The following is a 24,158-nucleotide window of genomic DNA, read 5'->3' as shown; positions in this document are numbered from 1 at the left end:
ACGGCAGGCGGCTGTGGAGAGTGCGCGATTCGCCTGTAATTCGCCATGCCTGGCTTAACCGGGTGCGGCGCTGTGTCCGGGCCCGAAACGCCTTACCAGGTCCAGTTCACCGTGACAGCGCCGAATTCCTCGGTCTCGTCGAAACTGGTGACACCGGCGACGTGCTTGTACTCGCGGCGCACGTAAGCCAGCGACAGATCCACTTCACCGAAACGCACCGCGACACCGGCCTGGGCATCGCCCACAACCTGCCGCTGGGCCAGCTGCATCGCGTTGGAGAAATCGACCCCCTTTGACGGGTCGTACATCAGCGCGCGCCGGTCAGCACCCGCGAAGACATACCAGCGCGACCGCTCGCTCTCGGCGCCACGCAGATACTGGCCGACCCGCACTTCCGCACCGGCCCCGGCCGCCGACCCTTCCGGACCGACACTCAGGCCAGCACGCGGCGTGAAGGAGACATCGAGCTCCTCACCATTGCCGGCCGTCTCGAAGCGTCGCTCGTAATTGACCGCCACCGTCGCTTCGCGCTCACCGCGGTCGATCACGACCGGCGAATACCCGTCTCCGCGCGGCGAGAAGAGACGCTGCGCCCGGTCGCTGCCGGCCGGGTCGACAATTGCAACCTCCAGGGTGCCCGCCTCCCCCAGATCGACCCGGGCCCCCTGTTGCGATGTCAGCGAGGCTAGCGGCGCTCCACCGAAGGGGTCGTCATTCATGGAGAGCGCCGACAGGGCAACACGGGCAGCCGCTGGCGATAGCGGCCGGACCTCGCCCTCGGCGCGGAACTGATCCTGGATCATGCGGGACGACGACGCCCATTCGCTGGCTGCATCGCCCGGCTCAATGAACACATAAGCAACACCGCCCAGCGCAATCGCACCGGCTGTCATAAGCTCGGCTGTCCGCCCCAGTCTCATCATTCATCCCCTCTGCGCCCAGACTAGCAATCGGCGCGCGAAGCGCATGCTGATTCACTCCAGACGCGAGGAAAGGTTAACCCGCGCGCGTCTCAGGGTCCATCACTAGACCATGACACAGCGCAATATCGCAGGCGCGGCAATTGGCAGAACCAATAATGCTCGGGCACGGACAGGGTTAAAATGCGGACAAAATGAGAAAGGGGACAGCGAAACGCCATCCCCTTTCCGGGGGCCGGTCTCTCCCCCTCGAAGGACCGGCCGGTATCTGGCGTTCGCCTACTGGCAGGCGAGGCACTCTTCGTAATCCGTCGGCGCGGCGGCTTCCATCGACTTTTCGGTTTCCGACTTTTTCTCGGAACCGGCATAGGCCGCCCGCTGCACCGATTTGGAGCGGCAATAATAGAGCGACTTCACGCCCTTCTCCCAGGCCGACCAATGCAGCATGTGCAGGTCCCACTTATCGATATCGCCCGGCAGGAAGATGTTGAGCGACTGCGACTGGCACACGAAGGGCGTGCGGTCGGCGGCATGCTCGATCACCCAGCGCTGGTCGATCTCGAATGCTGTGCGGAACAGCGCCTTCTCGTGCTCGTCCAGCCCGTCGAGATGCTGGACCGAGCCTTCGTGCTCGAGAATTGAGGCCCAAACGGCCGGCGTGTTGAGCCCTTTGGCCTCCAGCGCTTCTTCCAGCTTCGGATTCTTCACCGTGGTCGAACCCGACAGGGTCTTGTGGGTGTAGACATTGGCCGGGATCGGCTCGATGCCGGCAGAGACGCCACCGCAGATGATCGAGATCGACGCCGTCGGCGCAATCGCGAGCTTGTGCGAGAAGCGCGCCTTCACACCGGACGCCTCGGCATCCGGACAGGCACCGCGCTCTTCGGCCAGCTTCACCGACGCGGCGTCGGCCGCGGTGCGGATATGCTTGAAGAGCTTCATGTTCCACGACTTGGCCATGGCGCTTTCAAACGGCGCATTCATCTGCTGCAGGAAGGTGTGGAAGCCCATCAGGCCCAGACCGACCGAACGCTCCTGGATTGCGGAATAGACAGCGCGGTCCATCTCGGCCGGCGCACGGTCGATAAAGTCCTGCAGGACATTGTCGAGGAAGCGGTAGATGTCCTCGATGAAATCCGGCTCGTCCTTCCACTCCAGGTATTTCGCCGCATTGAGCGAGGAGAGGCAGCACACCGCCGTGCGCTCCTGGCCCTTGTGGTCGAAACCGGTGGGCAGCATGATTTCGGCGCACAGGTTCGACTGGCGCACTTTCAGGCCCAGCTTGCGCTGGTGGGCGGGCAGCGCATTGTTCACCGTATCGGAGAAGATGATGTAGGGCTCACCGGTCTGCAGGCGCAGCTCGATGATCTTCTGCCACAGCTTGCGGGCATTGACCGTCTTCACCACCTCGCCCGACTTCGGCGACTTCAGCTCGAACCCCTCGTCATTAGCGACAGCATTCATGAAGGCGTCGGAAATGTTGAGACCGTGGTGCAGGTTCAGGGACTTGCGGTTGAAGTCGCCCGATGGCTTGCGGATCTCGAGGAATTCCTCGATTTCCGGATGGTGGACGTCGAGATAGACGGCCGCCGAACCGCGGCGCAGCGAGCCTTGGGAAATCGCCAGGGTCAGGCTGTCCATCACGCGGATGAAGGGAATGATGCCCGACGTCTGGCCGACCTCGCCGATCTTCTCGCCGATCGAACGGACATCGCCCCAATAGGTGCCGATACCGCCGCCATTGGAGGCAAGCCAGACATTCTCGGTCCAGGTGCCGACAATGTCGTCCAGGCTGTCGCCCACCGAGTTCAGGAAGCAGGAGATCGGCAGGCCGCGATCGGCACCGCCATTGGACAGGACGGGCGTCGCCGGCATGAACCACAGGCGCGAGATATAGTCGTAAAGACGCTGGGCGTGCCTGCCATCATCGGCATAGGCCGTCGCGACGCGCGCAAACATGTCCTGATAGGACTCGCCCGGCAGCAGGTAGCGGTCTTCCAGAGTCTTCTTGCCGAACTCGGTCAGCAGCGCATCGCGCGACCGGTCGACCTTGACGCTTTCCACCAGGCGCAGGTGCGTGCTGGCCGAGGATTTGGGCTTGCCGCGGCGAGCCGGACGCGTCTTGGCAACGTCGGTTTCCATCTGGCGATTTGTGGCCGAATCCAGTGGCGACATGATGGCATTACTCCCCAAGCCCGAGGCAAAAAATACTGTCGCGCGGTAGACAGCGCCGCGCAGCGAACGAACCCGAAAGGTCGAAAGAAACTCTGTATAGTGTGTCGCTGTCACCAGCCGACCCAACATATAGTGGATCAACGCGAAGGGCCGGTCAACGCCCAGAATGGTCCGCGGGCGGATTTTTTAGTTAACAAATCCTGAATGCGCAGCGGGGCCCGTCACCCCCGATTAAACCGGATGAGAGGGCCCCGCAACAGGGTTAAATCCCGTTAATACAGGCGATCAGGACAGGTTCAGAAGTTCGGGGTCGCCACCCTGGGCGGCGATGTTGATCGTGACCGTCCGCTCGCCGGCAAACCGGTGCAGATAGTGCGGGCCGCCGGCCTTGGGACCCGTGCCTGACAGGCCTTCCCCGCCGAAGGGCTGTACGCCCACAACGGCGCCGACCATGTTCCGGTTCACATAGACATTGCCCGCCGGAACGATGGACTGAATTTGCCTGTGGAAAGATGCCAGACGCGAATGGATGCCCAGGGTGAGCCCGTACCCCTTCGCCGCCAACTCGCGCGCAATGGCCGCGACATCGCGGCGCTTGAAGCGCACGACGTGCAGAATCGGGCCGAACACTTCGCGATCAAGCATGTCGAGTGAAGGCAGTTCCACCAGGGCGGGCCCGAAGAAGAAGCCGCGCTCGGAAAGCTCTACATCGTCGATCTTCTTGATCACCTTCGCGGCCGCTTCCATGCGCTCCATGTGGCGCAACAGGATTTCACGCTGCTCATTGTCGATCACCGGGCCGACATCGGTCGCGGGATCCATGGGGTCTCCAAGCTGCAGCTCGTCCATCGCACCGGACAGCGACTCGATCAGCTCGTCCGCCGTATCCTCCGGCACGAAGATGACGCGCAGCGCCGAACAGCGCTGACCGGCCGACCCGAAGGCCGACATGATCGCGTCGTCGACGACCTGTTCGCGCAGTGCGGTGGTATCAACGAACATGCCGTTGAGGCCGCCGGTCTCCGCGATCAGCGGTGCGATTGCGGTCTCCCGCGCGGCCAGTGACCGGTTGATCGCGCGGGCGACTTCCGTCGAGCCCGTGAAGGCCACGCCCTGGGTGCGCGGATCATTGGTCAGCGCCGCACCGATGATCTCGCCCGTGCCCGGCAGGAAATGCAGCACGCTGGCCGGCAAACCAGCCTTCTGGAACATGCGGACCGCCTCGAACGCCACCAGCGGGGTCTGTTCGGCTGGCTTGGCAATAACGGCATTGCCCGCCGCCAGCGCCGCGGCGATCTGGCCGGTGAAGATCGCCAGCGGGAAGTTCCACGGGCTGATGCAGACAAAGACGCCTCGCCCCTTCAGGCCCAGATGGTTCGTCTCGCCGGCCGGCCCGGGCAGGCGGACATCCGAATCGAACTCGCGCTCGGCCTGGGCCGCGTAGTAGCGGCAGAAATCGACCGCCTCACGGACTTCGGCAATACCGTCATTGAGCGTCTTGCCCGCCTCGCGTGCCATCAGCACGATCAGGCGTTCCATATCCGCTTCCATCGCATCGCCCATGGCCCGCAGGATCGCGCCGCGCGCCTTGCCGCCGCGCGCATCCCAGGCCGGCTGGGCGGCGATGGCGATTTCAAAGGCGGCATTCACATCGTCGACCGACGCATCGACCGCCGTACCCACATACTCGCCGGAATCCACCGGTGACATGATATGGTGAGCGGCGCCGTCCAGCAGCTTGCCATTGACCAATGGCGCGGCCGTGATCGGTTCCGCCGTCTCGAAATCGCGGAAGGCTTTTGCCAGGCTGGCACGCACGCGCGCCTGGGCCAGGTCGAGCCCCTTCGAATTCGCACGCTCCTCGCCGTAGAGATCGACAGGCAGCGGGATGCGGGCATGACGGTCGATCATCTCCGCATCACGGAACGGGCCGCGCGCCACGTCTTCGACCGGCACTTCCGGATCGAGAAAGGAATGCACAAAGGACGTGTTCGCCCCGTTCTCCAGCAGGCGGCGCACGAGATAGGGCAGCAGGTCTTCATGGCTGCCGACCGGCGCATAGATGCGCACCGGACGCGCCTCGTGAAGCTTGGCAGCAGCGGCATAGAGCGCATCGCCCATGCCGTGCAGGCGCTGGAACTCGTAATGCTCCACACCAGCCTGCTGCGCCATTTCACGCACCGCGCACAGCGAGTGGGCATTGTGGGTCGCGAACTGGGAGTAGATCTGGTCCGGCGCGGTCAGCATGACCCGCGCGCAGGCGAGATAGTTCAGATCGGTCGCCGGCTTGGTGGTCCACACCGGGAAGTCCGGCCAGCCCATTTGGTGGGAAAACTTGATCTCGGTATCCCAGTAGGCGCCCTTCACCAGGCGCACCAGGAAGCGGCGCTCGGTTTCGCGACCCAGATCGATCAGGCGCTCAACAACGAAGCGCGCGCGCTTCTGATAGGCCTGCACGGCCAGCCCCAGCCCCTGCCAGCCGGCAAGGTCCGGCTCAAGCGCCAGCCGCTCGAGCAGTTTCAGCGAGACGACCAGACGATCCGCTTCCTCGGCGTCGAGGCAGAAGCCGATATCATAGGACTTGGCCAGCTTGGCCTGTTCGAGCAGTTTCGGATAGAGCTCGGCCATGACCCGCTCTTCCTTCACCGCCAGGTATTTCGGGTGCAGCGCCGAGAGCTTCACGGAGACACCGTGTTCCAGCTCGACCGGCTTGTCGCCACGCACCTTGCCGACCGCATCGATCGCATCGATATAGCGCTTGTGGTAGCGCTCGGCATCGGCCGCGGTGCGGGCGCCCTCACCCAGCATGTCGAAGGAGCACAGCGCACCCTCACCCTTCTTCGCCCGCTTGATGCCTTCGGCGATGCTGCGGCCCAGAACAAATTGCTCGCCCATAATCCCCATGGCGCGGAACACCGCCGCCCGGATAACCGGCTCGCCCAGGCGCGCCGTCATCTTGCGCCAGTAGTCGCCAGGGTTCTGGCGCGCATCCGGATCAACGTCGATGATCGAACCGGTCAGCATCAGGCCCAGCGTGGACGCATTGACCAGCCAGTTCTCGGACCGGCCCATGTGCTCGGCCCAGGCACCACCGGAAATCTTTTCCGCGATCAGCCGGTCGGCAGTCGGCGCATCCGGGACACGCAGCAGCGCCTCGGCCAGGCACATCAGCGCCAGGCCTTCCTTGTTGGACAGGCCGAATTCCTGCAGGAAACTGTCCATCAGGCCGCGCGAACGCGTGGTCGCACGCGCCGTTTTCACCAGCTCGATGGCATCGTCATGAACACGCTTGCGAGCGTCTGCATCCAGACCCGTTTCGTCCGCGAGACGCTTCACGGCAGCGCTCTCATCGGCGAACTTCACCGAATCCAAATCATCCCAGCGCAGGGCTTCACGGGTCTGGACATTCATAACTGAAACTCCCACTCCAGCAAGTGAACGGCCCGGACAATGGTCCGGTCTTTTCGTCGGGGCAAGACAAGTGTGCGGGTCATTTATGTTCACATGCGGCTAATTTATAACCGCGAAACACCGGAGAGCCGGTAACTTCGCCCAAACATTGCGTGATCTTGGTTCGCGACCCGCCAACGGACAATTTCCTGTCCGCATTTCCACCGGTAGCGGCAGGGTATTTTGCGCAGCAAAGCGTCCACCGGACGCGGTCCGCGCGGCGGATAACCGCTTTCTTTCCTTCAAGCCAGCGCTTTCGCCAGTATGCTAATGGCTGACATGCCGGACCGGTTCCGCTAAACGCGGCGGGCCCCCGGTTGAACCGGCCACACTATCGGCCCGAAAGCGGCCCGGAAAACGGATCGAGATGACCGACAACACCCATCCCCTCGAAGACGAAACCACCCAGACCGGCACGCAGCTGCAGACCACGGCGGACGATATGGAAGAACGTCCCCAGCGGATCATGCTGGTGACCGATGCCTGGGAACCGCAGATGAATGGCGTTGTGCGCACGCTCTCGCGCACCGTCGCGGAATGCCGCGAGATGGGACACCAGATCGAGGTGATCCATCCGGGCCTCGGCTACAAGACCTTCCCGCTGCCCACCTATCCGGAGATCCAGCTCGCCATCAATGCGCGCGGCGACATCGCACGGCGCTTCAAGGAGTTCGAGCCGGAAGCGATCCATATCGCGACCGAAGGCCCGCTGGGTCAGGCGGCACGCGGGATCTGCAAGAAGTGGGGCCTGCCCTTCACGACGAGCTACCACACGAAATTCCCGGAATACGTCAACGCCCGCTTCCCCTTCATCCCGCTCTCGGCGGGTTATGCCTTCATGCGCTGGTTCCACAACGCTTCGGGCCGCATCATGGTGACGACGCCCTCCATGCGCGACGACCTCGCCGCACGCGGCTTCAAGAATCTCACCGCCTGGGCACGCGGCGTCGACATCGAACTGTTCAACCCGGACAAGCGCCGCATGAATGGCGAAGATGTCTATGAAGGCCTTGAGCGCCCGATCTGGGTGAATGTCGGCCGGATCGCGGTTGAGAAGAATATCGAGACTTTCCTCAAGCTCGACCTGCCCGGCACCAAGGTTGTGGTCGGCGACGGCCCGCAGCGCGAGGAGCTGAAGCAGAAATTCCCCGGCGCGGTCTTCCCGGGCTCGAAATTCGGTGACGAGCTGGCGCGCTATTTCGCCGATGCCGACGTCTTCGTCTTCCCGTCCTGGACCGACACGTTCGGCCTGGTAAATCTGGAGGCGATGGCCTGCGGCACACCGGTTGCAGCCTTCCCCGCCCACGGCCCCAAGGACATCATCCCCGGCTCCGGTGGCGGCTTCATCAATGACGATCTGCGCCAGGCCTGCCTGGACTGTCTGGAAATCGACCGCGCGGCGCCACGGGCCCACGCCGAAAAGCACTCCTGGAAGCAGTGCGCCATCGACTTCGTCGAGAACCTCACGCCGCACCCCAAACCGGAACGCCGCCGCTTCTGGCGCCGCCTGCGCCGTCAGAAGTCGCTGTACTGAGGCAGTACGCGCGATCCGAGAACGAAAAAAGCGCCGGTGAAGACCGGCGCTTTTTAGTCTCTTGGCCGATGTAGCGGCCGGTCAGTCCGGCGCCTGCGTCATCGCCTCCAGCGACTGCGCCTGGTGGGCGATTGCGTCACGCGCGCCATCCGCGAGCGGGATCAAGCCGCGATCGGTCAGATAGCCGAACTCGCCCCAGGCCGCGTCCGAGGTGAACTCGGCGACATAGTCGGCCAGACCCGGTACGATCGCCGCGTGCTGGTTCTTCACATAGAAGAAGAGCGAACGGGAGACTGGATAGCTGCCGTCGGATATCGCGTCGAACTCCGGCGCCACGCCGTCGATCGTCACGCCGTAGAGACGGTCGTAGTTCTGGTCGAGGAAGGAATAGCCGAACACGCCGAAGGCGTCGGGCGTGTTAACCAGCGTCTGGACAATGGCGTTGTCATTCTCGCCCGCATCGATCCAGCGGCCATCTTCGCGGATCCGGCCGGCAATGCTTTCGAACCGGTCATGATCGGCGCCGGCGAGGTCCGACATGCAGTCGATGCCTTCGGCACCGGCCTGCATGGCCAGTTCGACGAATGCGTCGCGCGTGCCCGAGGTCGGCGGCGGACCGAACACCTCGATCCGCTGACGCGGCAGGGACGGATCGATGTCCGACCAGCGCTGGTTCGGATTGGCGACAAAGGACGAGCATGTATCGTCCGCGGGCACTTCCGAGGCCAGAGCCAGCCAGAGCTGGGTCAGCGTCAGGTCCAGCTCTTCAGTCGTGTCGCTGGCCGACCCCATGACGATGCCGTCATAGCCGATCCGCACCTCTGTGATCTCGCGCACACCATTATTCTGGCAGCGCTCGAACTCGGACGCGTGCATGCGGCGCGAGGAATTCACGATGTCCGGGTGCTCGGCACCGACACCGGCGCAGAACAGGCGAAAACCACCGCCCGAGCCCGTCGATTCGACCACCGGTGTGGAGAACTGGGTCTTCGCACCAAAGCTTTCGGCAACCGCCGTGGAGAACGGAAAGACCGTCGAGGAACCGACGATGCGGATCTGCTCTCGCTGCTGGAGTGCATAGGCGCCGGCCGTACCGACAACGGTTGCCAGGAGCACCGCGGTGAGTTTTTTGAACGCTGACATCGGTGGGTTCCCTCGTAATTGCCTTTTCGCGGTTTCGCCTAGCGCCGAATTGAGACGAAACCAAGTCCTATCCGATGAGCGGATACCGTTCGGCTAGACCAGGCGCTTGCGCAGCAACTGCGACAAGAGGTCGATGGCGCTGACAGCGATAACGATGACAATGACGATGGCGGCAGTGCGCTGATAGTCGAAGGCTCGAACGGCTTCGAACAGGATCTGGCCGATACCGCCTGCACCGATAAGGCCCAGCACGGTCGCCGAGCGCGCATTGGACTCGAACCGGTAGAGGCCGAACGAGGTCCACAGCGGCGCGACCTGGGGAATGACCGCCCAGATCACTTCGTGCAGCGGCACCGCACCGGTAGCGCGGACGCCCTCTACAGGCCCGTCATCGACCGCCTCGACGGCCTCCGAGAACAGTTTGGCCAGCACACCGGTGGTGTGCACCGCAAGCGCCATCACCCCGGCCAGCGGTCCCAGGCCAACGGCGGCGATGAAGACCAGCGCGATGATCAGCTCGTTGATCGATCGGAACACGTCCATCAGCCGGCGCACAGGCTGGACGATCCAGGCCGGCGCCACATTGCGGGCCGACAGCAAGCCGAACGGAATGGCCGCGAGAACCGCAATGAATGTGCCCCAGATCGCGATCTGCACGGTGATGATCATCTGCGGCACGGCTTCGCTGAAACCGTGGGTGAGATTTTGCCAGTAGCTGGCGCGCGAGGCCGGTGAAAGGTCTTCCGGGAAGAAGCCCGCGATGAACTCGCCCATATCGCCGGCATTCTCGACCAGCAAGTAGGACCGGTCCATATCGGCGCTGTCGAAGCTCCAGACGAGGATGATCACCACGCCCGCCGCGATCACGGCATTCGCGAGCCGCTCGGTCAGCGGCACACGAGGGCCGGGCCCGCGCGGGGCGGAGGCCCACAGAAGGAGTGTCAACAGCACCAGGACGAGCGCCAGTATCACGCCGGAGGCCAGCCAGTTGATCTGCGAGCTGGCAGCCGCTTCCGCCGGGCCGGCCGCCGCCAGGCCCTCAACGGCACTGGCCTGGCTGATCAGTCCGGTATTGCCGGCCTCGACTTCGGCCAGGCGCTGTTCCAGCTCGGCCACCCGCGCTTCGCGCTCTGCCTCGGTCAGATCGGGATCGTTCCGGGCTTCCGTCAGGTCACGCACGATCTCCAGCTGCACAATGGGATCGAGGTGCGCGTTCGAGGACGGCAGGAAGAGACCGAAATACAGCGGCTCCAGCACGTCACGCGCCGCCGCGATCTCTTCCGGCGTGCCCATGCGGCCGTAATTCATGAAGAAGTATTGCAGGCGCTGCCTGGCTTCCTCGTCCAGATCCGCACGCCAGATTATCGGATCGGTCTGGATGGCCGGCGAGGTCCACACGACGCGGATACGGCTGGCGATATCCGGACGGGTCCGCGCCAGCAGCGTCATATTGGTCGTGTTGTTGGTCGCCACATCCACCAAACCGTTTGCCACGGCGAGCGCATTGGCTTCGTGATTGGCGTTGCGCACCGAGTTGAAGCACTCGCCCGGATCGATACCGCGCGGCGCGAAGATAAAGGCTGAGGGCACGAGATATCCCGAGGTGGAGTTCGGGTCGCCCATGCCGAAATCGATCGACCCGTCACAGGACAGAACGTCCTCGACGGACTGGATCGGACTGTCGACCGGCACGATAAGCACCGAGTTATAGCCCTCAGATCCGTCCGGATAGGTCGCCTTTGCGAAGACCTGGCCGCCGCCCAGGCGCACAGCCTGCAGGCCGGAGAAGTTGGAGAACCACGCCACCTGGATCGAGCCATAGCGCATGGCCTGGATCATCCCGGCATAGTCGGACGCGTAGAAGGGCTCGACATCATAACCGGTCCACTCCTCCATCGCGGCGATGAAGGGGCGCCAGTTGGATTCCAGGTTGGACGAGCTTTCCGTAGCAATGATGCCAAAATTCAGCGTGCGGCGCTCGCCGCTTTCCGGGGCCGCACCGGACGCTGCATCCGGCCCGGTCTGCGGTGCGGAGCAGGCCGACAGGCCCAGAACGAGGCTGACAAGCATGATCCGGACGAGGATCTGGCAGAGCGCGCGGATCATTCCTCGCCTCCATAGAAGGCGGTTTCAAATTCGGGGCCGTAGATCTCGATCAGCTTGGCGCGGTCGAGACCATTGGACGGGCCGTCATAGACGATCCGGCCCTTGTTGAGCGCGACCGTGCGGTCGCAATAACGCTGGGCGTAGTCGACCTGGTGTAGCGTCACGACGACGGTCAGGCCGTCGCTCTGGTTCAGCTCGCGCAGCAATTCCATCACCTTGCGCGCAGAGACCGGGTCGAGCGAGGCAATCGGCTCGTCGGCAAACAGGACCTCGGCGCCCTGCACCAGCGCGCGGGCAATCGCGCCACGCTGCTGCTGGCCGCCGGACAGGTTGGACGCGCGCCGGGCTGCAAATTCTTCCATGCCCACGCGTTCCAGCGCGTCCATGGCGGCCTGCTTCACCGAATTGGGGAACATCCCCAGCGCACCGCGCCAGAGCGGCAGGCGCCCCAGAGCTCCCAGCATGACATTGCCGAACAGCGACAAACGCCCGACCAGATTGAACTGCTGGAAGATGAAGCCCAGCCGCGCGCGGTTCTTGCGAACGCGCGAGGCGATCTTGCCGCGCGACTGCATCGTCTGGCCCAGCACGGCGACCGGCCCGGACGTGCTGTCCGCCGGCTGCAGCGCGGCAGCCACACGCAGGAGGGTGGACTTTCCTGATCCGGACGGCCCGATCAGGGCCACCATTTCACCTGGTTCAACCGCAAGGCTGACATCGTCGAGCGCTCGGGTCTCGCCGAATGTCATACGGACATTTTCGGCTTTGAGCGCCGGCACGGCGTCTGTCATCTTGAAAACACCCCTTGTACGCCCTGCCCTTGTGGCGCAGTCGCATGACACTTTTGTGACAGGAGCAACATGTTTCTCACCCACGCCGCAACCCTGATTCTCATCATCGCGCTTAGCGCCCTGTTCTGGATCGACTTTCGAACATACCGCCTGCCCGACGCAATCACCTTGCCGCTGATCGCAACCGGCCTGGCACTCAACACATTCGTGTTCTCGACGCCATGGGCGTCACTGATCGGCGCCGCGACCGGCTATCTGGCCTTCGTCGGGGTCGAGATTCTCTTCCGTTGGGTCACAGGCCGTAACGGTTTGGGACGCGGAGACGCCAAGCTGATCGCGGCCGGCGGGGCATGGTGCGGTGGCTGGCTGCTGCCGGCCATGGTGCTCGTGGGCACGGGCAGCGCGCTCCTGTTCGTACTTGGCAAAGCCGTCGTGCAGCGCCGCCTGCCGCGACGCGACGAGGCCTTTGCCTTCGGCCCCTGGCTGGCTGTCGGGATTGCCGCAGGCTGGATCTACCGCGCCTACGGGCCCGGCCTCTATCCGGTGCTCTAGGCGATACTAGCGGTCTGCCGCCGTCCGGCAGGCATAATGCCCGATCAGCGGCACGACGCGGGTCTGGCCGTTCGGCTGCAGCACCCGCATCACCACACGCTCGATACGCTGGCCGGTCGGCAAGGGCTCGCCGACCCGGCCGGTGAGGCGGATATCGAGCGCGCGAGCCGGATCGACATAATCGCGGCGATAGCTCTCACCCGCGACATAGGGTGCCTCGCGCGACGGCGTATAGAAGCCGTGCTCGGCGCCATTGGCGTAGACGCGGGCAAAGCCCTCGGTCTCGTTCTCGAAGGCAACAAAGCGATGCGCCGGATCAGCAGTCCAGAAAAAGGTGGCACAGGCACCGGCTTCCAGCGTTTGCGGTGGCAGCGCGCCGGCCGTTTCAACGGCCGCCGCCGGAGCCGGGTCGGGCCGCGCCTGGCTCAGCGCTGGCGGCCGCGGCAGCTGCGTGGAGGCGCTACCGGCCGTCGCCGTACAGGCGGACAGGACCAGCCCGGCCGCAAGAAGAAGCAGTCCGTCAGCGGTTCGCACCATAAACTCCCTGTCCCTGCGCCTGCCAGCCCTCGCCCTCGGCCTCGGCCTCGAAACCGCCCAGCGCCAGGACTTCGGTCAGTCCCGGACGTACCGTATCGACCGAGACCTGCCAGTCATAGCCCTCGACGCGAAGCCGGGCGCTGCCCTCAACCGTCATGTCGGCACTTTCGCCGGAAAAGACGAGTTCCAGGTCGTCACCATTGCAGGCCAGCATGCCATCCAGCGCCGGCGCGTCGATATTGTAGGGCGCGGCCAGGGCCGCCAGCGCATCCGACCGCGCCGAACCGGTGGCGCTTCCGCAGCGCCCCTCCGCCAGGTCGAGCTGTGCGATGCGCACAAAGACCGGCGCACGCGGGTCCAGCCCGGTACTGCCAGTCTCAGTCAGACGGCCCAACGGCATGGTGAGCGACACGTTTTCCAACTGCACCCGGCCTGGCGCGATAATCGCGTGGCCATCGCCGGACAGACCACTGTCCGTCACGCGCCAGTCCACCGCCACATGTCCGGTCAGAAGTGCCAAAGGTGACACGGACACGGCCGTTTCGCGAATGCGCTCACCGCCGATGCGCAGTCCATAGACGCGGCCGTTCCAGACCGTGCCGAACACATCGTCATAACCCAGCTGCCCGGCGCCACCGGTGGCAATCGCCACGGCCTTCAGCGGCATGAGTACAATCAGCCAGACCGCCAGCATGGCCAGTACGAGAAGAATGCGCCCGATCATCGGCCGCCTCCCTGACGGCGCAGCACAAAGGACGCCTCGACAATGCCTTCGCCCGCCCGGTCCATGGTGGAGGATGCCACCTGGATACCGAAACCGGTCTCCAGCTCGACCAGCCAGGCCATCACGGCGCGGCTGTCGGCGCGATCGATATTCACGGTCAGCGAACCGTCGTCCGCCGGGACCATGCGCGCCAGCGCAATCTCGTGGCGAAGCGCGGTCGCGCCCGCCACCGATCGCAGCGAGCGGCTGGTATCGGCCTCTTCACGCGTTTCCGCTGCGAGCTGGCGATAGCTACGGGCATCGTCCTGGATCGAACGGTATAGCCGCATCGCCGCGGCATAGTCGTCGCGGGCGCGATCGTTGAAGCCGACCAGCGGCTGAACGACCAGCACACTGACCGCCAGCGCCAGCACCAAGCCGCCGGCGACGCCGAGCAGGATCTGCTCGCGAAGGCTTCGGCCGCCCCAGACCTGTTCGAACATGCCGGTCACAGTATTCATCGCAGCCTCACCGTAAACTCGCCCTGGATGGCCTGTCCGCTCTCTCGCGCGCCGCCATCCTCCAGCGCAATACCCAGCGTGCCGGCCCGCGTATTGAGCGCATCGAAGTCCGCAAAATCTGTATAGATCGCCGAGACAGACAGTTCGGAGCGGGCCTGGTCGAACCGCACATGATCGATCCGCACCCGCTCATTGCCCGACGTCAGCTCGCCCAGCGCCGCCATCAGCTGCAGGTAGGACGACGCCTCCCCGCCACCGAGACCGGACAGGCGCGCGGCGAGCAAGCGTTCGGCTTCAGCCGGAATGACCTGCCGGGTAACGTCCGGCACTGCCGCGCGGAACTCGGCGATACTCGCGGCGTCGAAACGCTCGGCCTGCAGGCGGTAATAGACACCCTCGCCCGCCATCAGCGCACAAAAAGCCACCAGCAGACCCGCCGCCAACGCCACCGGTCTGCGGATCGGCCCCAGCAGGCCGCGCCAGTCGACCGTCGTCTTCAGCCGGTCGCCCAGCAGCGGCGGCAGCGCCGCAACGAATTCGGCCGGCAGGGCGCTGGCCTTGAGATCAAGATCGCCGCGCGGCATCTGGCGAAAATTCTCGCCCGCCAGGCCGAGGGATGCCGAGACAGCGACCGTGCCGCCGCCCGCGCCCTCGACCAGCGGACCGATCACCGGATCAAAGAGTCTGTGATCCATGGCGCCGCCCACCGCGTCGCCCGGTTTGCGAATATCTGCGCCATACAGCCAGAGAATACTGTCGCCCCGGTCGAACAGGGTCAGCGCCACATCGCGCTCGGCAGCAGCGATACAGTCGGGAATCACCCAGGCCGGGCGCACGACCGCCTCGCCGATCCGTGTCGCCCACTGCGCGACGCGCTGGCGGTCTGCCGCCATCACCCAGCGGCGGCCATCCTCGGCGCGGGCACCGGGCACGATCTCGGTCGAGGCGAGCGAAGAGGCCAGCGCCTCCTCGATCATGTAGGGCGCCGCCTGCCAAGCGTCGCGTTCACCGCGTGCGGGCAGGTCGATCAGGCCGAGAAAAACATCTTCCGACGGCAACAGGACCAGGGTCCGGCTGACGCCTTGTGTGTCCGGCAGGTCCAGCGGCTCGCCGGGTTCGGCGGCACCGGACGCGCGGCGCACCTGGCCGGCACGGTCGATGATGGACCAGTGCAGCCTGTCCTGCTCGTCCAGCCTGAGGATCAGGTCCTGGCTCATGAAACGCTTCCGTAATTCTGCGAGAGACGGCGCACCTGCCCGCCTCCCAGGCTCTGCACCAGCCCGTTCAGCGCAAACCGCTGGCCGGCATGGGCGACATGGATCTCGATCTCGAAATAGCGGGTCTCGATGCCGACGCGTTCGCGCACCGAGGCGTCCGGATCGAGCTCGCGCACAACGTCGAGCGCCCAGAACGCCTCTTCAGTATCGAATCCCGAGGCCGGCCGGTTCAAAAGCAGGCCTTCGATCGCCGAACGCGACAGCCCGCCGTTAAAGGCCACCGCAAGCAGCGGCCACTGCGCGGCGGTCAGCGTGTTGATATTCAGCGCCAGCGCCTCGCCGGTCGGGCGCACGCAGACCAGCGGCCGCAGGCGCTCATAGATGTCCGGCGTCATGGCTTCCAGCGCCAGCAGTTCGGCCCGTTCGGCCATCGGCGCATTGGCCGTACGATAGCCCGGATACAGCTCGTCCTCACCGCCGGAAGCGACCGGCCGTACATCGCTGTCGATCCAGTCGGCGGCCTGCGCAGCAATCCGCACGGCGCGGGCGGCCGGAATCTCGACGGCGCGCATCAGCTGCTCGAAACGCTCTATCTGGGCGGGATCGGCCTGCCGGTCGCCCGACGCACCGGCCGGAGCCAGGCTGTTCAGGTTGAAACAGTTGTTTCCGTCGCGCACCCGGCCGGTCAGGGCGCCCTGCTCGATCGGGAAAGTGCGCGGTCCGTTGAGCCAGTCGGCATCCGGCCGCAGGGCCCGGCGGGGATCGTCCATCGACCGGGCGATCAGGCCTTCGGTAAACTCGCGCGCGCCGATCGCATACCAGTAGGCCTGGTCGCGCACATCCATATTGGCAGAGCGCCGCATGGCAAAACGCAGATCCCCCGCCAGAGCCATGGCGAGGCTCGCCATCACCGCCACCAGCAGCAAGGCCGAAACCAGCGAGGCGCCGCGCTCGCGATGGTTCTCGAGGACCGGCCGGCTCATGGCTGCGCCTCCGGGGTCAAAAGCACATGCTCCATCGCCCCCAGCGGCGGCAGGTCGTAGCGCAAGCGCACCGCCGACGGCATCGCGCCCTGGCCGGTGTGCGACAGGAAGACCCGGTTTTGCCAGGCAGCGCCAACCAGGAACTCGACGGAGAAATCCTCGCCGCCCGCGATCAGCCGCTGGTCGGTGATCTGCGTCATCTCGCCGGGGTCGGGGTAATCACGCACCCGGCGGACGAGGTCGCCGCCGCGAACCAGATAGGTGACATGGACCAGCGAGCTGCGCGGCCGGATCAGACCCGGATTGGCACGCCCATGCCGCGTGAAAACCATCAGCACCCGCTCGTCCGCATCGGCCTCGTAATCGGCCAGCCCTGTTGCCGCGCCGGCCAGGATCCAGGGATCGCGATAACCGGCTTCGCCGCGCACCGCGCGCCGGGCGATCTGGCCCAGATCCTCGCGCAGGAGGGTGCGGGCACGGTCAATCATCGCAGTGCGGTCGAGCACGTCGGAATTGACCTCCCGAGCGCCCACACTCGACGCCATGAGGGCGACTGAAATCGCGCCGATCACAGCAAAGACGAAGACAGAGACGAGGATCTCGACGAGGGAGAAGCCGGCCTCGCGCGCCGGTGCGGCCACACTCATTGCGCCCTCCGGAACGTGTCGAGTTCAGCGCCAAGACGACCGCTCTCCGCATCGCGCACGTCCAGGTGCAGACGGACGAGACCGGCATCGTCGGTCGGGCTGACGACCAGCGACCAATCGTAATCCACTCCGGCAATCGCATAATCGCCCGAAGCAGACTGCGGCGCGCCGGGCTGCAGGATCTGGCTGTTGAGGATGTTCTCGGCCGCCACCATTGCCAGCGCCCGCTCCTGCACGGCGGCAGTATTACGCGTCGTCGCCTGGGTCATGTTCATCAGGGCAAGCCCCGCCATCGAGAGAACGGCGAGTGCCATCATCATCTCGATCAGCGTGAAACCGCTTTCAGGACTGGAGACCGGCGCGCGCATGGATCAGCCCCGTGCCGTGCGTTCGATGCGGCCGGCAGCCTGCCAGTCCAGTTCGATCTCGGCACCGTCATCGGCCGACAGGCGCAGGCGGAAAGGTTCGGTCATCCCGGCCGGATCGAACCAGATCGCCGGATAGAGCGCGGCACGAGCTGCGGCTTCTGGCGCGACCGGCCGCGTCTCCTCCACCCGCAGGCGCAGCGCGCCGTCAAAGCGGTATTCTGTCAGTGTGGGGTGGTCGCGCACCGGCCACCAGCGCCCGTCGACCAGGCGATAGAAGGCATAGCCCTCGCCCGCGTCCTCGACCGCCAACCCCACCGGCGCGCCGGATGCAATCGCCTCGGCCTCGGCCTGGTTGAGCCGTGCGGCGAGACGGTCGGCCTCGCGCTCGATCACCGGCCCGCCCGGCGTGATCGACAACGTCACGGCAAAGGCGACAATCGCCAGGATCGAGATCCCCACGAGGATCTCGATCAGCGATACGCCGGCTTCGTGGCTGGACGGATGGGCGGGCACAGCGATCATCAGCCCTGCCAGTTACCGATATCGGCGTCGAGCTCTTCACCGCCCTCGCGGCCATCCCGGCCGAGCGACCAGATGTCCAGCATGCCGTGCTCGCCCGGATAGGCGTACTGGTAGGGATTGCCCCAGGGATCGTCCGGCAGACGGCGCACATAGCCGCCTTCGCGATAATTCTCCGCCCCGCGCGGCGCCTCGACCAGCGCCTGCAGCCCGTCCTCGGTTGTCGGGTATTCGCGCATGTCGAGCCGATAGGCATCCAGCGCCTGTTCCAGCGTGGCGATATCGGTGCGCGCCTTCTGCACCATCGCCTGGTCCTGCGCAGGCAGGACATTGATCACCACGATCGTGGCCAAAAGGCCCAGAATGGTGATCGAGATCATGATCTCCAGCAGGGAGAAACCGGCCTCGCGGTCTTCCTGCGTGATGTTTGTCGTCTGAGGGGCGGAACGGGTCTGCATCGACGTCTCCCTAGCCAAGTGCCAAAGTGTTGAGTTGCAGGATGGGCAGCAGGATCGACAGAACGATCAGCACCACCACCACACCCAGGACGAGAATGATGCCGGGTTCCAGAAGGTTGAGCCCGACGGTGATGGCGCCGTCGATCTCCTGGTCCATCTGGTCCGCGGAACGGCGGAACATTTCTCCCAGAGCGCCGGAGCGCTCCCCGGCCGCAACCATGAACAGCATCAGGGCGGGGAAGCGGCCGCGCGTGGAAAGCGCATCCGAAAGACCGCGGCCGCTTTCTACATCGGTGACAACCTGGCTGATCCGCTTGCGGATGGCACGATTGCCGCTGGCGCGTGCCGCAGCGCGCAGGGCGTCCGGCAGCACCGCACCGCCTTCGATCAGGATGCCCATCGTGCGGGCGAACCGCGCCGCCTCGGCCTTGCGCAGAAAGCCGCCCAGCAGGGGCAACCGCACCATGAGCCCGTCGAACGCAGTGCGCACCGGCGCCTGGCGCAGCGCCAGCGCCCCGCCCGCGATCAGCAGGACGAGCCCGGCGAGAATGAATGGCCAGCCGGCTTGCAACGCGCCCGACAGGCCGATCATGACCCGGGTCAGGAGAGGCAGCGCCATCCCCATGCCGGTGAATTGTTCGGCAATGCGCGGCACGACGAAGGTCATCAGCATTGTCACCACGCCCATCGCGACCACGGTGAGTACCGCCGGGTAGACCAGCGCGCCGGTGATCCGGTTGCGCACGGCCTGTTCCTTTTCCAGATAATCGGCCAGCCGTTCGAGCACATGGCCCAGACCGCCCGCCCCCTCGCCCGCCGCGATCATGGCGCGGTAGACGGCCGGGAAGGATTTGGGGAAACCGTCCATCGCAACCGACAGGCGGTCGCCTTCGGAGACGCGCGCGCGCACCGCCATCAGCACCCGCTGCATGTTGTGGCGGCCGCCCTGGCGGGCCAGCAGGCCCAGCGATTCGGCGATCGGCATGCCGGCGCCGATCAGACTGGCCAGCTGGCGTGTGACCAGCATGAGTTCACGGCTGGAGATGTCCTGACGGCGCAGCTGGTCCGTCAATGACGTCTGGTCGCCTGCCGCCGCAGCCGCACGCCGGCCATCGGCCGAACGCACGGAGAGCGGCGCCATCGAGCGGCCGCGCAGTTCTCGACGGGCTGCCAGCTCGCTGTCCGCGGTAATCAGGCCTTTCGACTTCTTCCCGCGGGCATCCAGCGCTTCATACTCAAACGCCGGCATTGCGCTCCCCTTCCTCGCGGCTGACGCGCAGGACTTCGGACAGGCTGGTCGTGCCGGCCAGAACCAGGTCGACCCCGTTCTGGAATAGCGTCTGGCGGCGGGCGAAGGCATGGGCCGCCATCTCGCTTTCGCGCGCATCGTCATGGATCTGCTTGCGCAGCGTGTCGTCGATCACGACGATCTCGTAGACACCCGTGCGGCCCTCATAACCGGTCTGCTTGCAGTGCGAACAGCCTGCCGGACGGTACAGCGTCACATCGCTACGGCCTGATAGCCCCAGCAGTTCCAGCTCGCCTGCATCCGGCGTGTAGGCCTCGCGGCAATGCGGGCAGAGCCGGCGCACCAGACGCTGGGCGATAATCGCCGACAGGGTGGAAGCCAGAAGATAGCTTTCCACGCCCATATCGCGCAGGCGGGGAATGGCAGCGATGGCGGAATTCGTGTGCACGGTGGACAGGACGAGGTGACCGGTCAGGCTGGCCTGGACTGCGATCTGCGCTGTCTCGACATCGCGTATCTCGCCGACCATGACGATGTCCGGGTCCTGGCGCAGGATGGCGCGCAGACCGGCGGCAAAGGTCATGCCGACCTTGGCGTTGACCTGGGTCTGCCCGATCCCGTCGATGGCGTATTCCACCGGATCCTCGACGGTGAGGATATTGCGGGTTTCCTCGTTCAAGAGGTTGAGCCCCGCATAGAGCGTGGTGGTCTTGCCCGCGCCCGTGGGGCCGGTGACCAGGATGATGCCATTGGGCTGGGCCAGCGCCTTCTTCATGTCGGCCAGCATGGTCTGGGGCATGCCCAGATCGTCCAGGCGGAAACGGGCCTGGGAATTGTCCAGCAGACGCAGCACGACGCGCTCACCATGACGCGACGGCAGGGTGGAGACACGCACATCGATCGACTTGCCGCCCAGGGCAATCGTCAGACGGCCATCCTGCGGCACGCGTTTTTCCGCGATATCCAGCCGCGCCATCACCTTGATCCGGCTGACCAGCGGCGGCGCCAGGCGCGGTGAGACCGAGACCGTCTCGTGCAGCACACCATCGACGCGATAGCGGATGGAGACCCGGTCCTCGAAGGGTTCGACGTGGATGTCCGACGCGGCCGTGCGCACGGCCTCGGCGATCATGCCATTGATCAGGCGGATGATCGGCGCGTCGGACGCGCTGTCCAGCAGGTCCTCGGTCTTGGGGATCTCGTCGATCAGCTGGGACAGGCTCTCGCCATCTGCCGCATCGGCATCCGCACTGTCGGCGCCCAGGCCGGCATAGGCATAGATATCCGACAGAGCCTGGTCGAACCGGCCGGCATCGCACTCGACGACCGGATGCGTGGCGCCGACCACGCGCCGCACTTCCAGCAAGGCCCGGCGGTCACCGCCCTGGCGCAAAAGGAAGGCCGGCTCGGCACCGGGCCGGTAGGCGACGCCCTTCTGGCGGGCGAAGGCATAGGTGACCGGGCTGGCCTCGCGGGCCGGGCTGGTATCCGTCTCACTCGCCATCGTCGGCGCGGCCCCGCGGCATGTCGACCATCATCATCTCGACGATGGATTCCAGCGAACTCGCACCCTGCGGATCGCTGGCGATCTGCTGGCTGCGGATATAGCCGTAGCGATTATCGGTCACCGCACGCATGTCGGCCTCGTCGCGGATAATAGTCGGGCGGATGAAGATCATGAGATTGGTACGGCGGCGCTCGGTGCCCTCGGACCGGAAGAGACGGCCGACACCCGGCACGCGGGACAGGCCCGGCACGCCGCTCACCGAATCCTCGTCTTCCTGTTGGATCAGGCCGCCCAGCACGATGATCTCGCCATTGTCGGCCAGCACCGTCGTCTGGATCTCACGCTTGTTGGTGATCAGGTCGGTCGTGTCGTCGCTCACCGTGCCGGCAACCGAGGAGACTTCCTGCTCGATCAGGAGGCGGATCGTATTGCCCTCTGTGATCTGCGGACGCACATGCAGGCGCACACCGACTTCCTGGCGCTGCACTGTGCGGAAAGGATTGGAATTGTCATCACCGAGCACTTCGCCGGTCGTCACCGGAATCTCCTGACCGGACAAGAAGGACGCTTCCTCATTGTCCATGGCCAGAATGGAGGGTGTGGCCAACACGTTGGAATTGATGTCGCTCTCCACCGCGTTCAGCACCAGTCCGAACAGTGTACCATCGCCATTCTGTCCGCCAAAACCGATCGTGCCACCGGTAGCGCCCAGCAGGGAGTTCAACGCAGCCTGGCGCAGGCCGTCGTTGAGGTCGCTGTCGTCGGCGCCCGGCGAGGCGATGGCGCCGGTCAGCGCCAGAAGGTCCGGTGTGTTCGAACCGAAGCGGGTCATCGCCAGGGGCGCGTCACCCTCACCGCCGGCCAGCAGCATCTGAACGCCCAGCTCGTCGGCGACCGTGTCGGACATCTCCACCACGATACCCTCGACCAGCACTTGCGGACGGCGGATATCGAGCTGGCGGATCACCAGCTCCAGCTCGCGCTGGATGTCCGGATCGGCATTGACGACCACGGCATTGGTCGGTGCGTGATAGGAAACAGACGGGCGCCGGCCCATGGTCTCGTCATCGGCCATGGTTTCCACCACCTGCTGCAGGATGGGCAGCAGGTTCTCGCCATCGGCATGGCTGAGATAGATCACACGGAAACCCTGGTTGGAGCGGCTGACGCCATCGACCCGCCGGATCAGCGACATCATCTCGGCCACCGCCTCGCGATTGCCACGCAGCACGACCGTATTCGAGGCCGGGATCGGCGCCACGGTGACGCCGAACGCCATATCTTCCTCGCCTGAGGTGTTACGGGTACGGATGGTCTCGATGATGCGCGACATCTCGCCAGCGGACACATTGGACAGTTCGACCATCTCGACCACCGAGGTATCGCGATCCAGATCGCGCAGGACCTGGCGGATACGCGACACGTTTTCCGCATAGTCGACGATGACCAGCGCATTGCCGCCCTCGGCCGCGTTGACGAAACCGTTCGGGCTCACCATCGGCCGCACCACGGTCAGCGCATCCCGCGTGCCCGCATGGGTCAGGCGCACCACGGCGGTGACATACTGGTCGCCGCGCAGGTTGGCATTGACCGGGCTTGACGTGCGCGCACCGGCCTGTTCGGGAATGATCTGGTAGGCACCCGACGCGGTCGGCACGACGGCAAAGCCGTGCACCCGCATGGTCGACAGGAAGACCTGGAAATACTGGTCCGGCGTCAAAGGCGCCTGCGAGGTGATGGTCACCCGGCCGCGCACATTGGGATCGACGATGAAGGTATGGCCTGTCACCGACGACACATCGTCGATCACGGCCTGGATCTCGGCCTGGTTGAAATTGACGACGCTGCCCTGGCCACCGGACTGGGCAGAAACAGCAGCCGGCGCCATTGCAGACAGGGCGAGCGCCAAGAGGCCCGCAATCAGTCGGTTCACGAAATCGGTCATCACGGCAGGTCCACTTGAAGGGTCAGGGGCAGGCCGCCCCGATTGATCGACAGGGTGAAACCGTCCTCTTCGCGCAGGCGGCGGAAGAGAGCGGGAAGATCGGAAATATCGGCGGCGGGACGGCTATCGACGGCCGTGATCACATCGCCATTGCGCAGGCCAGTCGCCGACAGGAGTGCCGGACTGGCCTCGCTGACGCGATAACCGGTCAGACGATTGCCCTCACGCACCGGCTCGGCGCGAAACAGGCCCGCGACAGACTGGCCGCCAGCGGCGGAGGACGCCGCGGCCCCGCGCGGCGTGTCCTCGTCGCGCAGGAAGAGCGATTCGGCGATGCCGCGGCGGCGGATCAGCACATGGTCGACATGCACCTCCTCCAGCGTCACGCCATCAAGAATTTCGGTGCCGACGGCAAAGAAGCTCTGGCGCCCGCCGGGGATCTGGATGATGGCGCCGCCACTGTCCGGCGTCGCACCGCGACGGATGCCCCGCAGGGTGAGATCGAGACTGGTTTCCTGGATGGCTGCCGCAACGGGCGCCGCATCGACAGGTACAGCCCGCCGGTCGGCGAACAGGTCGGTTTCAGCCAGCTGGGTGAGGTCGGCCTGGTAGGTAGGCGCGCCGCCGAAGCGCGGGCCGGCGTCGGCCGGCTCCTGCTGGAAATCGGTTGCGCTGGCACCGAAGGCGATGAGCCAGATCAGGCGCGCAGCGATATAGGTCAGGCCGGCGAGCAGGAGGAGTTCGGCCAGAGCGAGCATGCTCGCGAGACTGCGCGGAAGGCGCGCTCGCCCTCCCCGTCCGGCCGGCAGTGATTGCGACTGATGCGTCACGAT

At 65.3% G+C, this 24,158-nt stretch carries 21 protein-coding genes; 2 read left to right on the top strand and 19 right to left on the bottom strand.

Annotation, left to right across the window (positions count from 1 at the left end):
* Positions 1–92: 92 nt before the first annotated feature.
* The 3 genes from ACXAJV_RS13215 to putA all read right to left on the bottom strand — a co-directional run bounded on the left by ACXAJV_RS13215 (position 93) and on the right by putA (position 6,506).
* Positions 93–923 carry a lipid A-modifier LpxR family protein gene (locus ACXAJV_RS13215; protein WP_475085895.1) on the bottom strand — a complete coding sequence of 277 codons (831 nt, stop codon included), beginning with the start codon at positions 921–923 and terminating at the stop codon, positions 93–95.
* 276 nt (positions 924–1,199) lie between these two features.
* Positions 1,200–3,095: a ribonucleoside-diphosphate reductase subunit alpha gene (locus tag ACXAJV_RS13210; RefSeq protein ID WP_475085894.1), complete on the bottom strand. Its 1,896-nt coding sequence runs from the start codon at positions 3,093–3,095 to the stop codon at positions 1,200–1,202.
* Between the two features lie 285 nt (positions 3,096–3,380).
* The gene (gene putA, locus ACXAJV_RS13205) at positions 3,381–6,506 is read right to left on the bottom strand and encodes a bifunctional proline dehydrogenase/L-glutamate gamma-semialdehyde dehydrogenase PutA (protein WP_475085893.1); all 3,126 of its coding nucleotides are present in this window, start codon (positions 6,504–6,506) and stop codon (positions 3,381–3,383) included.
* 481 nt (positions 6,507–6,987) lie between these two features.
* Here putA and ACXAJV_RS13200 point away from each other — a divergent pair, with 481 nt between their 5' ends.
* Positions 6,988–8,079, top strand: coding sequence for a glycosyltransferase family 4 protein (locus ACXAJV_RS13200; RefSeq protein WP_475086004.1), 1,092 nt, complete (start codon positions 6,988–6,990; stop codon positions 8,077–8,079).
* Between the two features lie 81 nt (positions 8,080–8,160).
* Here the strand turns inward: ACXAJV_RS13200 and ACXAJV_RS13195 are convergent, their stop codons facing one another.
* The 3 genes from ACXAJV_RS13195 to phnC all read right to left on the bottom strand — a co-directional run bounded on the left by ACXAJV_RS13195 (position 8,161) and on the right by phnC (position 12,119).
* Complete coding sequence (locus ACXAJV_RS13195) at positions 8,161–9,222, bottom strand: substrate-binding domain-containing protein (protein WP_475085892.1); 1,062 nt, start codon at positions 9,220–9,222, stop codon at positions 8,161–8,163.
* Between the two features lie 93 nt (positions 9,223–9,315).
* Positions 9,316–11,328, bottom strand: coding sequence for a phosphonate ABC transporter, permease protein PhnE (gene phnE / locus ACXAJV_RS13190; RefSeq protein ID WP_475085891.1), 2,013 nt, complete (start codon positions 11,326–11,328; stop codon positions 9,316–9,318).
* Positions 11,325–12,119, bottom strand: coding sequence for a phosphonate ABC transporter ATP-binding protein (gene phnC, locus ACXAJV_RS13185; RefSeq protein WP_475085890.1), 795 nt, complete (start codon positions 12,117–12,119; stop codon positions 11,325–11,327). The genes phnE and phnC overlap by 4 nt, the downstream gene beginning before the upstream one ends.
* A 69-nt stretch (positions 12,120–12,188) precedes the next feature.
* Between phnC and ACXAJV_RS13180 the strand changes: the two genes are divergently transcribed.
* Entirely contained in the window at positions 12,189–12,671 is a 483-nt protein-coding gene (locus tag ACXAJV_RS13180) for a prepilin peptidase (protein ID WP_475085889.1), read from the top strand.
* 6 nt (positions 12,672–12,677) lie between these two features.
* On the opposite strand, the gene ACXAJV_RS13175 is transcribed toward ACXAJV_RS13180, so the two are convergent.
* Genes ACXAJV_RS13175 through ACXAJV_RS13115 form a run of 13 tightly spaced genes read right to left on the bottom strand, consistent with a single transcriptional unit; the run spans position 12,678 to position 24,083 of the window.
* Positions 12,678–13,208, bottom strand: coding sequence for a hypothetical protein (locus ACXAJV_RS13175; protein WP_475085888.1), 531 nt, complete (start codon positions 13,206–13,208; stop codon positions 12,678–12,680).
* Positions 13,192–13,932, bottom strand: a complete 741-nt coding sequence (locus ACXAJV_RS13170; RefSeq protein WP_475085887.1) for a type II secretion system protein N — start codon at positions 13,930–13,932, stop codon at positions 13,192–13,194. The genes ACXAJV_RS13175 and ACXAJV_RS13170 overlap by 17 nt, the downstream gene beginning before the upstream one ends.
* Positions 13,929–14,432, bottom strand: a complete 504-nt coding sequence (gene gspM / locus ACXAJV_RS13165) for a type II secretion system protein GspM (protein ID WP_475085886.1) — start codon at positions 14,430–14,432, stop codon at positions 13,929–13,931. Before gspM ends, ACXAJV_RS13170 begins: the two co-directional genes overlap by 4 nt.
* On the bottom strand, positions 14,429–15,649 hold the full coding sequence (gene gspL / locus ACXAJV_RS13160) for a type II secretion system protein GspL (protein WP_475085885.1): 1,221 nt from the start codon (positions 15,647–15,649) through the stop codon (positions 14,429–14,431). The genes gspM and gspL overlap by 4 nt, the downstream gene beginning before the upstream one ends.
* The gene (gene gspK, locus ACXAJV_RS13155) at positions 15,646–16,632 is read right to left on the bottom strand and encodes a type II secretion system minor pseudopilin GspK (protein WP_475085884.1); all 987 of its coding nucleotides are present in this window, start codon (positions 16,630–16,632) and stop codon (positions 15,646–15,648) included. The genes gspL and gspK overlap by 4 nt, the downstream gene beginning before the upstream one ends.
* Positions 16,629–17,279 (bottom strand): type II secretion system minor pseudopilin GspJ, encoded by a 651-nt coding sequence (gene gspJ, locus ACXAJV_RS13150; protein WP_475085883.1) that lies wholly within the window; start codon positions 17,277–17,279, stop codon positions 16,629–16,631. Before gspJ ends, gspK begins: the two co-directional genes overlap by 4 nt.
* Entirely contained in the window at positions 17,276–17,647 is a 372-nt protein-coding gene (gspI, locus tag ACXAJV_RS13145) for a type II secretion system minor pseudopilin GspI (protein ID WP_475085882.1), read from the bottom strand. The genes gspJ and gspI overlap by 4 nt, the downstream gene beginning before the upstream one ends.
* Before the next feature lie 3 nt (positions 17,648–17,650).
* A complete protein-coding gene (locus ACXAJV_RS13140) occupies positions 17,651–18,169 on the bottom strand; it encodes a GspH/FimT family pseudopilin (RefSeq protein ID WP_475085881.1) in 519 nt (172 codons plus the stop codon).
* Complete coding sequence (gene gspG / locus ACXAJV_RS13135) at positions 18,169–18,624, bottom strand: type II secretion system major pseudopilin GspG (RefSeq protein WP_475085880.1); 456 nt, start codon at positions 18,622–18,624, stop codon at positions 18,169–18,171. Before gspG ends, ACXAJV_RS13140 begins: the two co-directional genes overlap by 1 nt.
* Positions 18,625–18,634: 10 nt before the next feature.
* The gene (gene gspF, locus ACXAJV_RS13130; protein ID WP_475085879.1) at positions 18,635–19,873 is read right to left on the bottom strand and encodes a type II secretion system inner membrane protein GspF; all 1,239 of its coding nucleotides are present in this window, start codon (positions 19,871–19,873) and stop codon (positions 18,635–18,637) included.
* On the bottom strand, positions 19,860–21,377 hold the full coding sequence (gene gspE, locus ACXAJV_RS13125) for a type II secretion system ATPase GspE (protein ID WP_475085878.1): 1,518 nt from the start codon (positions 21,375–21,377) through the stop codon (positions 19,860–19,862). Before gspE ends, gspF begins: the two co-directional genes overlap by 14 nt.
* The gene (gspD, locus tag ACXAJV_RS13120) at positions 21,367–23,325 is read right to left on the bottom strand and encodes a type II secretion system secretin GspD (RefSeq protein ID WP_475085877.1); all 1,959 of its coding nucleotides are present in this window, start codon (positions 23,323–23,325) and stop codon (positions 21,367–21,369) included. The genes gspE and gspD overlap by 11 nt, the downstream gene beginning before the upstream one ends.
* Entirely contained in the window at positions 23,325–24,083 is a 759-nt protein-coding gene (locus tag ACXAJV_RS13115) for a type II secretion system protein N (RefSeq protein ID WP_475085876.1), read from the bottom strand. Before ACXAJV_RS13115 ends, gspD begins: the two co-directional genes overlap by 1 nt.
* Between the last annotated feature and the right edge of the window lie 75 nt (positions 24,084–24,158).

Source organism: Maricaulis sp. ABE4_448 (genome assembly GCF_056160825.1).
This window is presented reverse-complemented; position numbering and strand designations above follow the sequence as displayed.

Coding starts and splice junctions, on each gene's coding strand:
- gspF (WP_475085879.1), bottom strand. CDS start 19,873: ATGCCGGCGTTTGAGTATGAAGCGCTGGATGCCCGCGGGAAGAAGTCG.
- ACXAJV_RS13195 (WP_475085892.1), bottom strand. CDS start 9,222: ATGTCAGCGTTCAAAAAACTCACCGCGGTGCTCCTGGCAACCGTTGTC.
- gspI (WP_475085882.1), bottom strand. CDS start 17,647: ATGCGCGCGCCGGTCTCCAGTCCTGAAAGCGGTTTCACGCTGATCGAG.
- gspD (WP_475085877.1), bottom strand. CDS start 23,325: ATGACCGATTTCGTGAACCGACTGATTGCGGGCCTCTTGGCGCTCGCC.
- gspL (WP_475085885.1), bottom strand. CDS start 15,649: ATGAGCCAGGACCTGATCCTCAGGCTGGACGAGCAGGACAGGCTGCAC.
- ACXAJV_RS13210 (WP_475085894.1), bottom strand. CDS start 3,095: ATGTCGCCACTGGATTCGGCCACAAATCGCCAGATGGAAACCGACGTT.
- ACXAJV_RS13140 (WP_475085881.1), bottom strand. CDS start 18,169: ATGATCGCTGTGCCCGCCCATCCGTCCAGCCACGAAGCCGGCGTATCG.
- gspG (WP_475085880.1), bottom strand. CDS start 18,624: ATGCAGACCCGTTCCGCCCCTCAGACGACAAACATCACGCAGGAAGAC.
- ACXAJV_RS13200 (WP_475086004.1), top strand. CDS start 6,988: ATGGAAGAACGTCCCCAGCGGATCATGCTGGTGACCGATGCCTGGGAA.
- ACXAJV_RS13170 (WP_475085887.1), bottom strand. CDS start 13,932: ATGATCGGGCGCATTCTTCTCGTACTGGCCATGCTGGCGGTCTGGCTG.
- gspK (WP_475085884.1), bottom strand. CDS start 16,632: ATGAGCCGGCCGGTCCTCGAGAACCATCGCGAGCGCGGCGCCTCGCTG.
- phnE (WP_475085891.1), bottom strand. CDS start 11,328: ATGATCCGCGCGCTCTGCCAGATCCTCGTCCGGATCATGCTTGTCAGC.
- gspE (WP_475085878.1), bottom strand. CDS start 21,377: ATGGCGAGTGAGACGGATACCAGCCCGGCCCGCGAGGCCAGCCCGGTC.
- gspM (WP_475085886.1), bottom strand. CDS start 14,432: ATGAATACTGTGACCGGCATGTTCGAACAGGTCTGGGGCGGCCGAAGC.
- ACXAJV_RS13115 (WP_475085876.1), bottom strand. CDS start 24,083: ATGCTCGCTCTGGCCGAACTCCTCCTGCTCGCCGGCCTGACCTATATC.
- gspJ (WP_475085883.1), bottom strand. CDS start 17,279: ATGAGTGTGGCCGCACCGGCGCGCGAGGCCGGCTTCTCCCTCGTCGAG.
- phnC (WP_475085890.1), bottom strand. CDS start 12,119: ATGACAGACGCCGTGCCGGCGCTCAAAGCCGAAAATGTCCGTATGACA.
- ACXAJV_RS13180 (WP_475085889.1), top strand. CDS start 12,189: ATGTTTCTCACCCACGCCGCAACCCTGATTCTCATCATCGCGCTTAGC.
- putA (WP_475085893.1), bottom strand. CDS start 6,506: ATGAATGTCCAGACCCGTGAAGCCCTGCGCTGGGATGATTTGGATTCG.
- ACXAJV_RS13175 (WP_475085888.1), bottom strand. CDS start 13,208: ATGGTGCGAACCGCTGACGGACTGCTTCTTCTTGCGGCCGGGCTGGTC.
- ACXAJV_RS13215 (WP_475085895.1), bottom strand. CDS start 923: ATGATGAGACTGGGGCGGACAGCCGAGCTTATGACAGCCGGTGCGATT.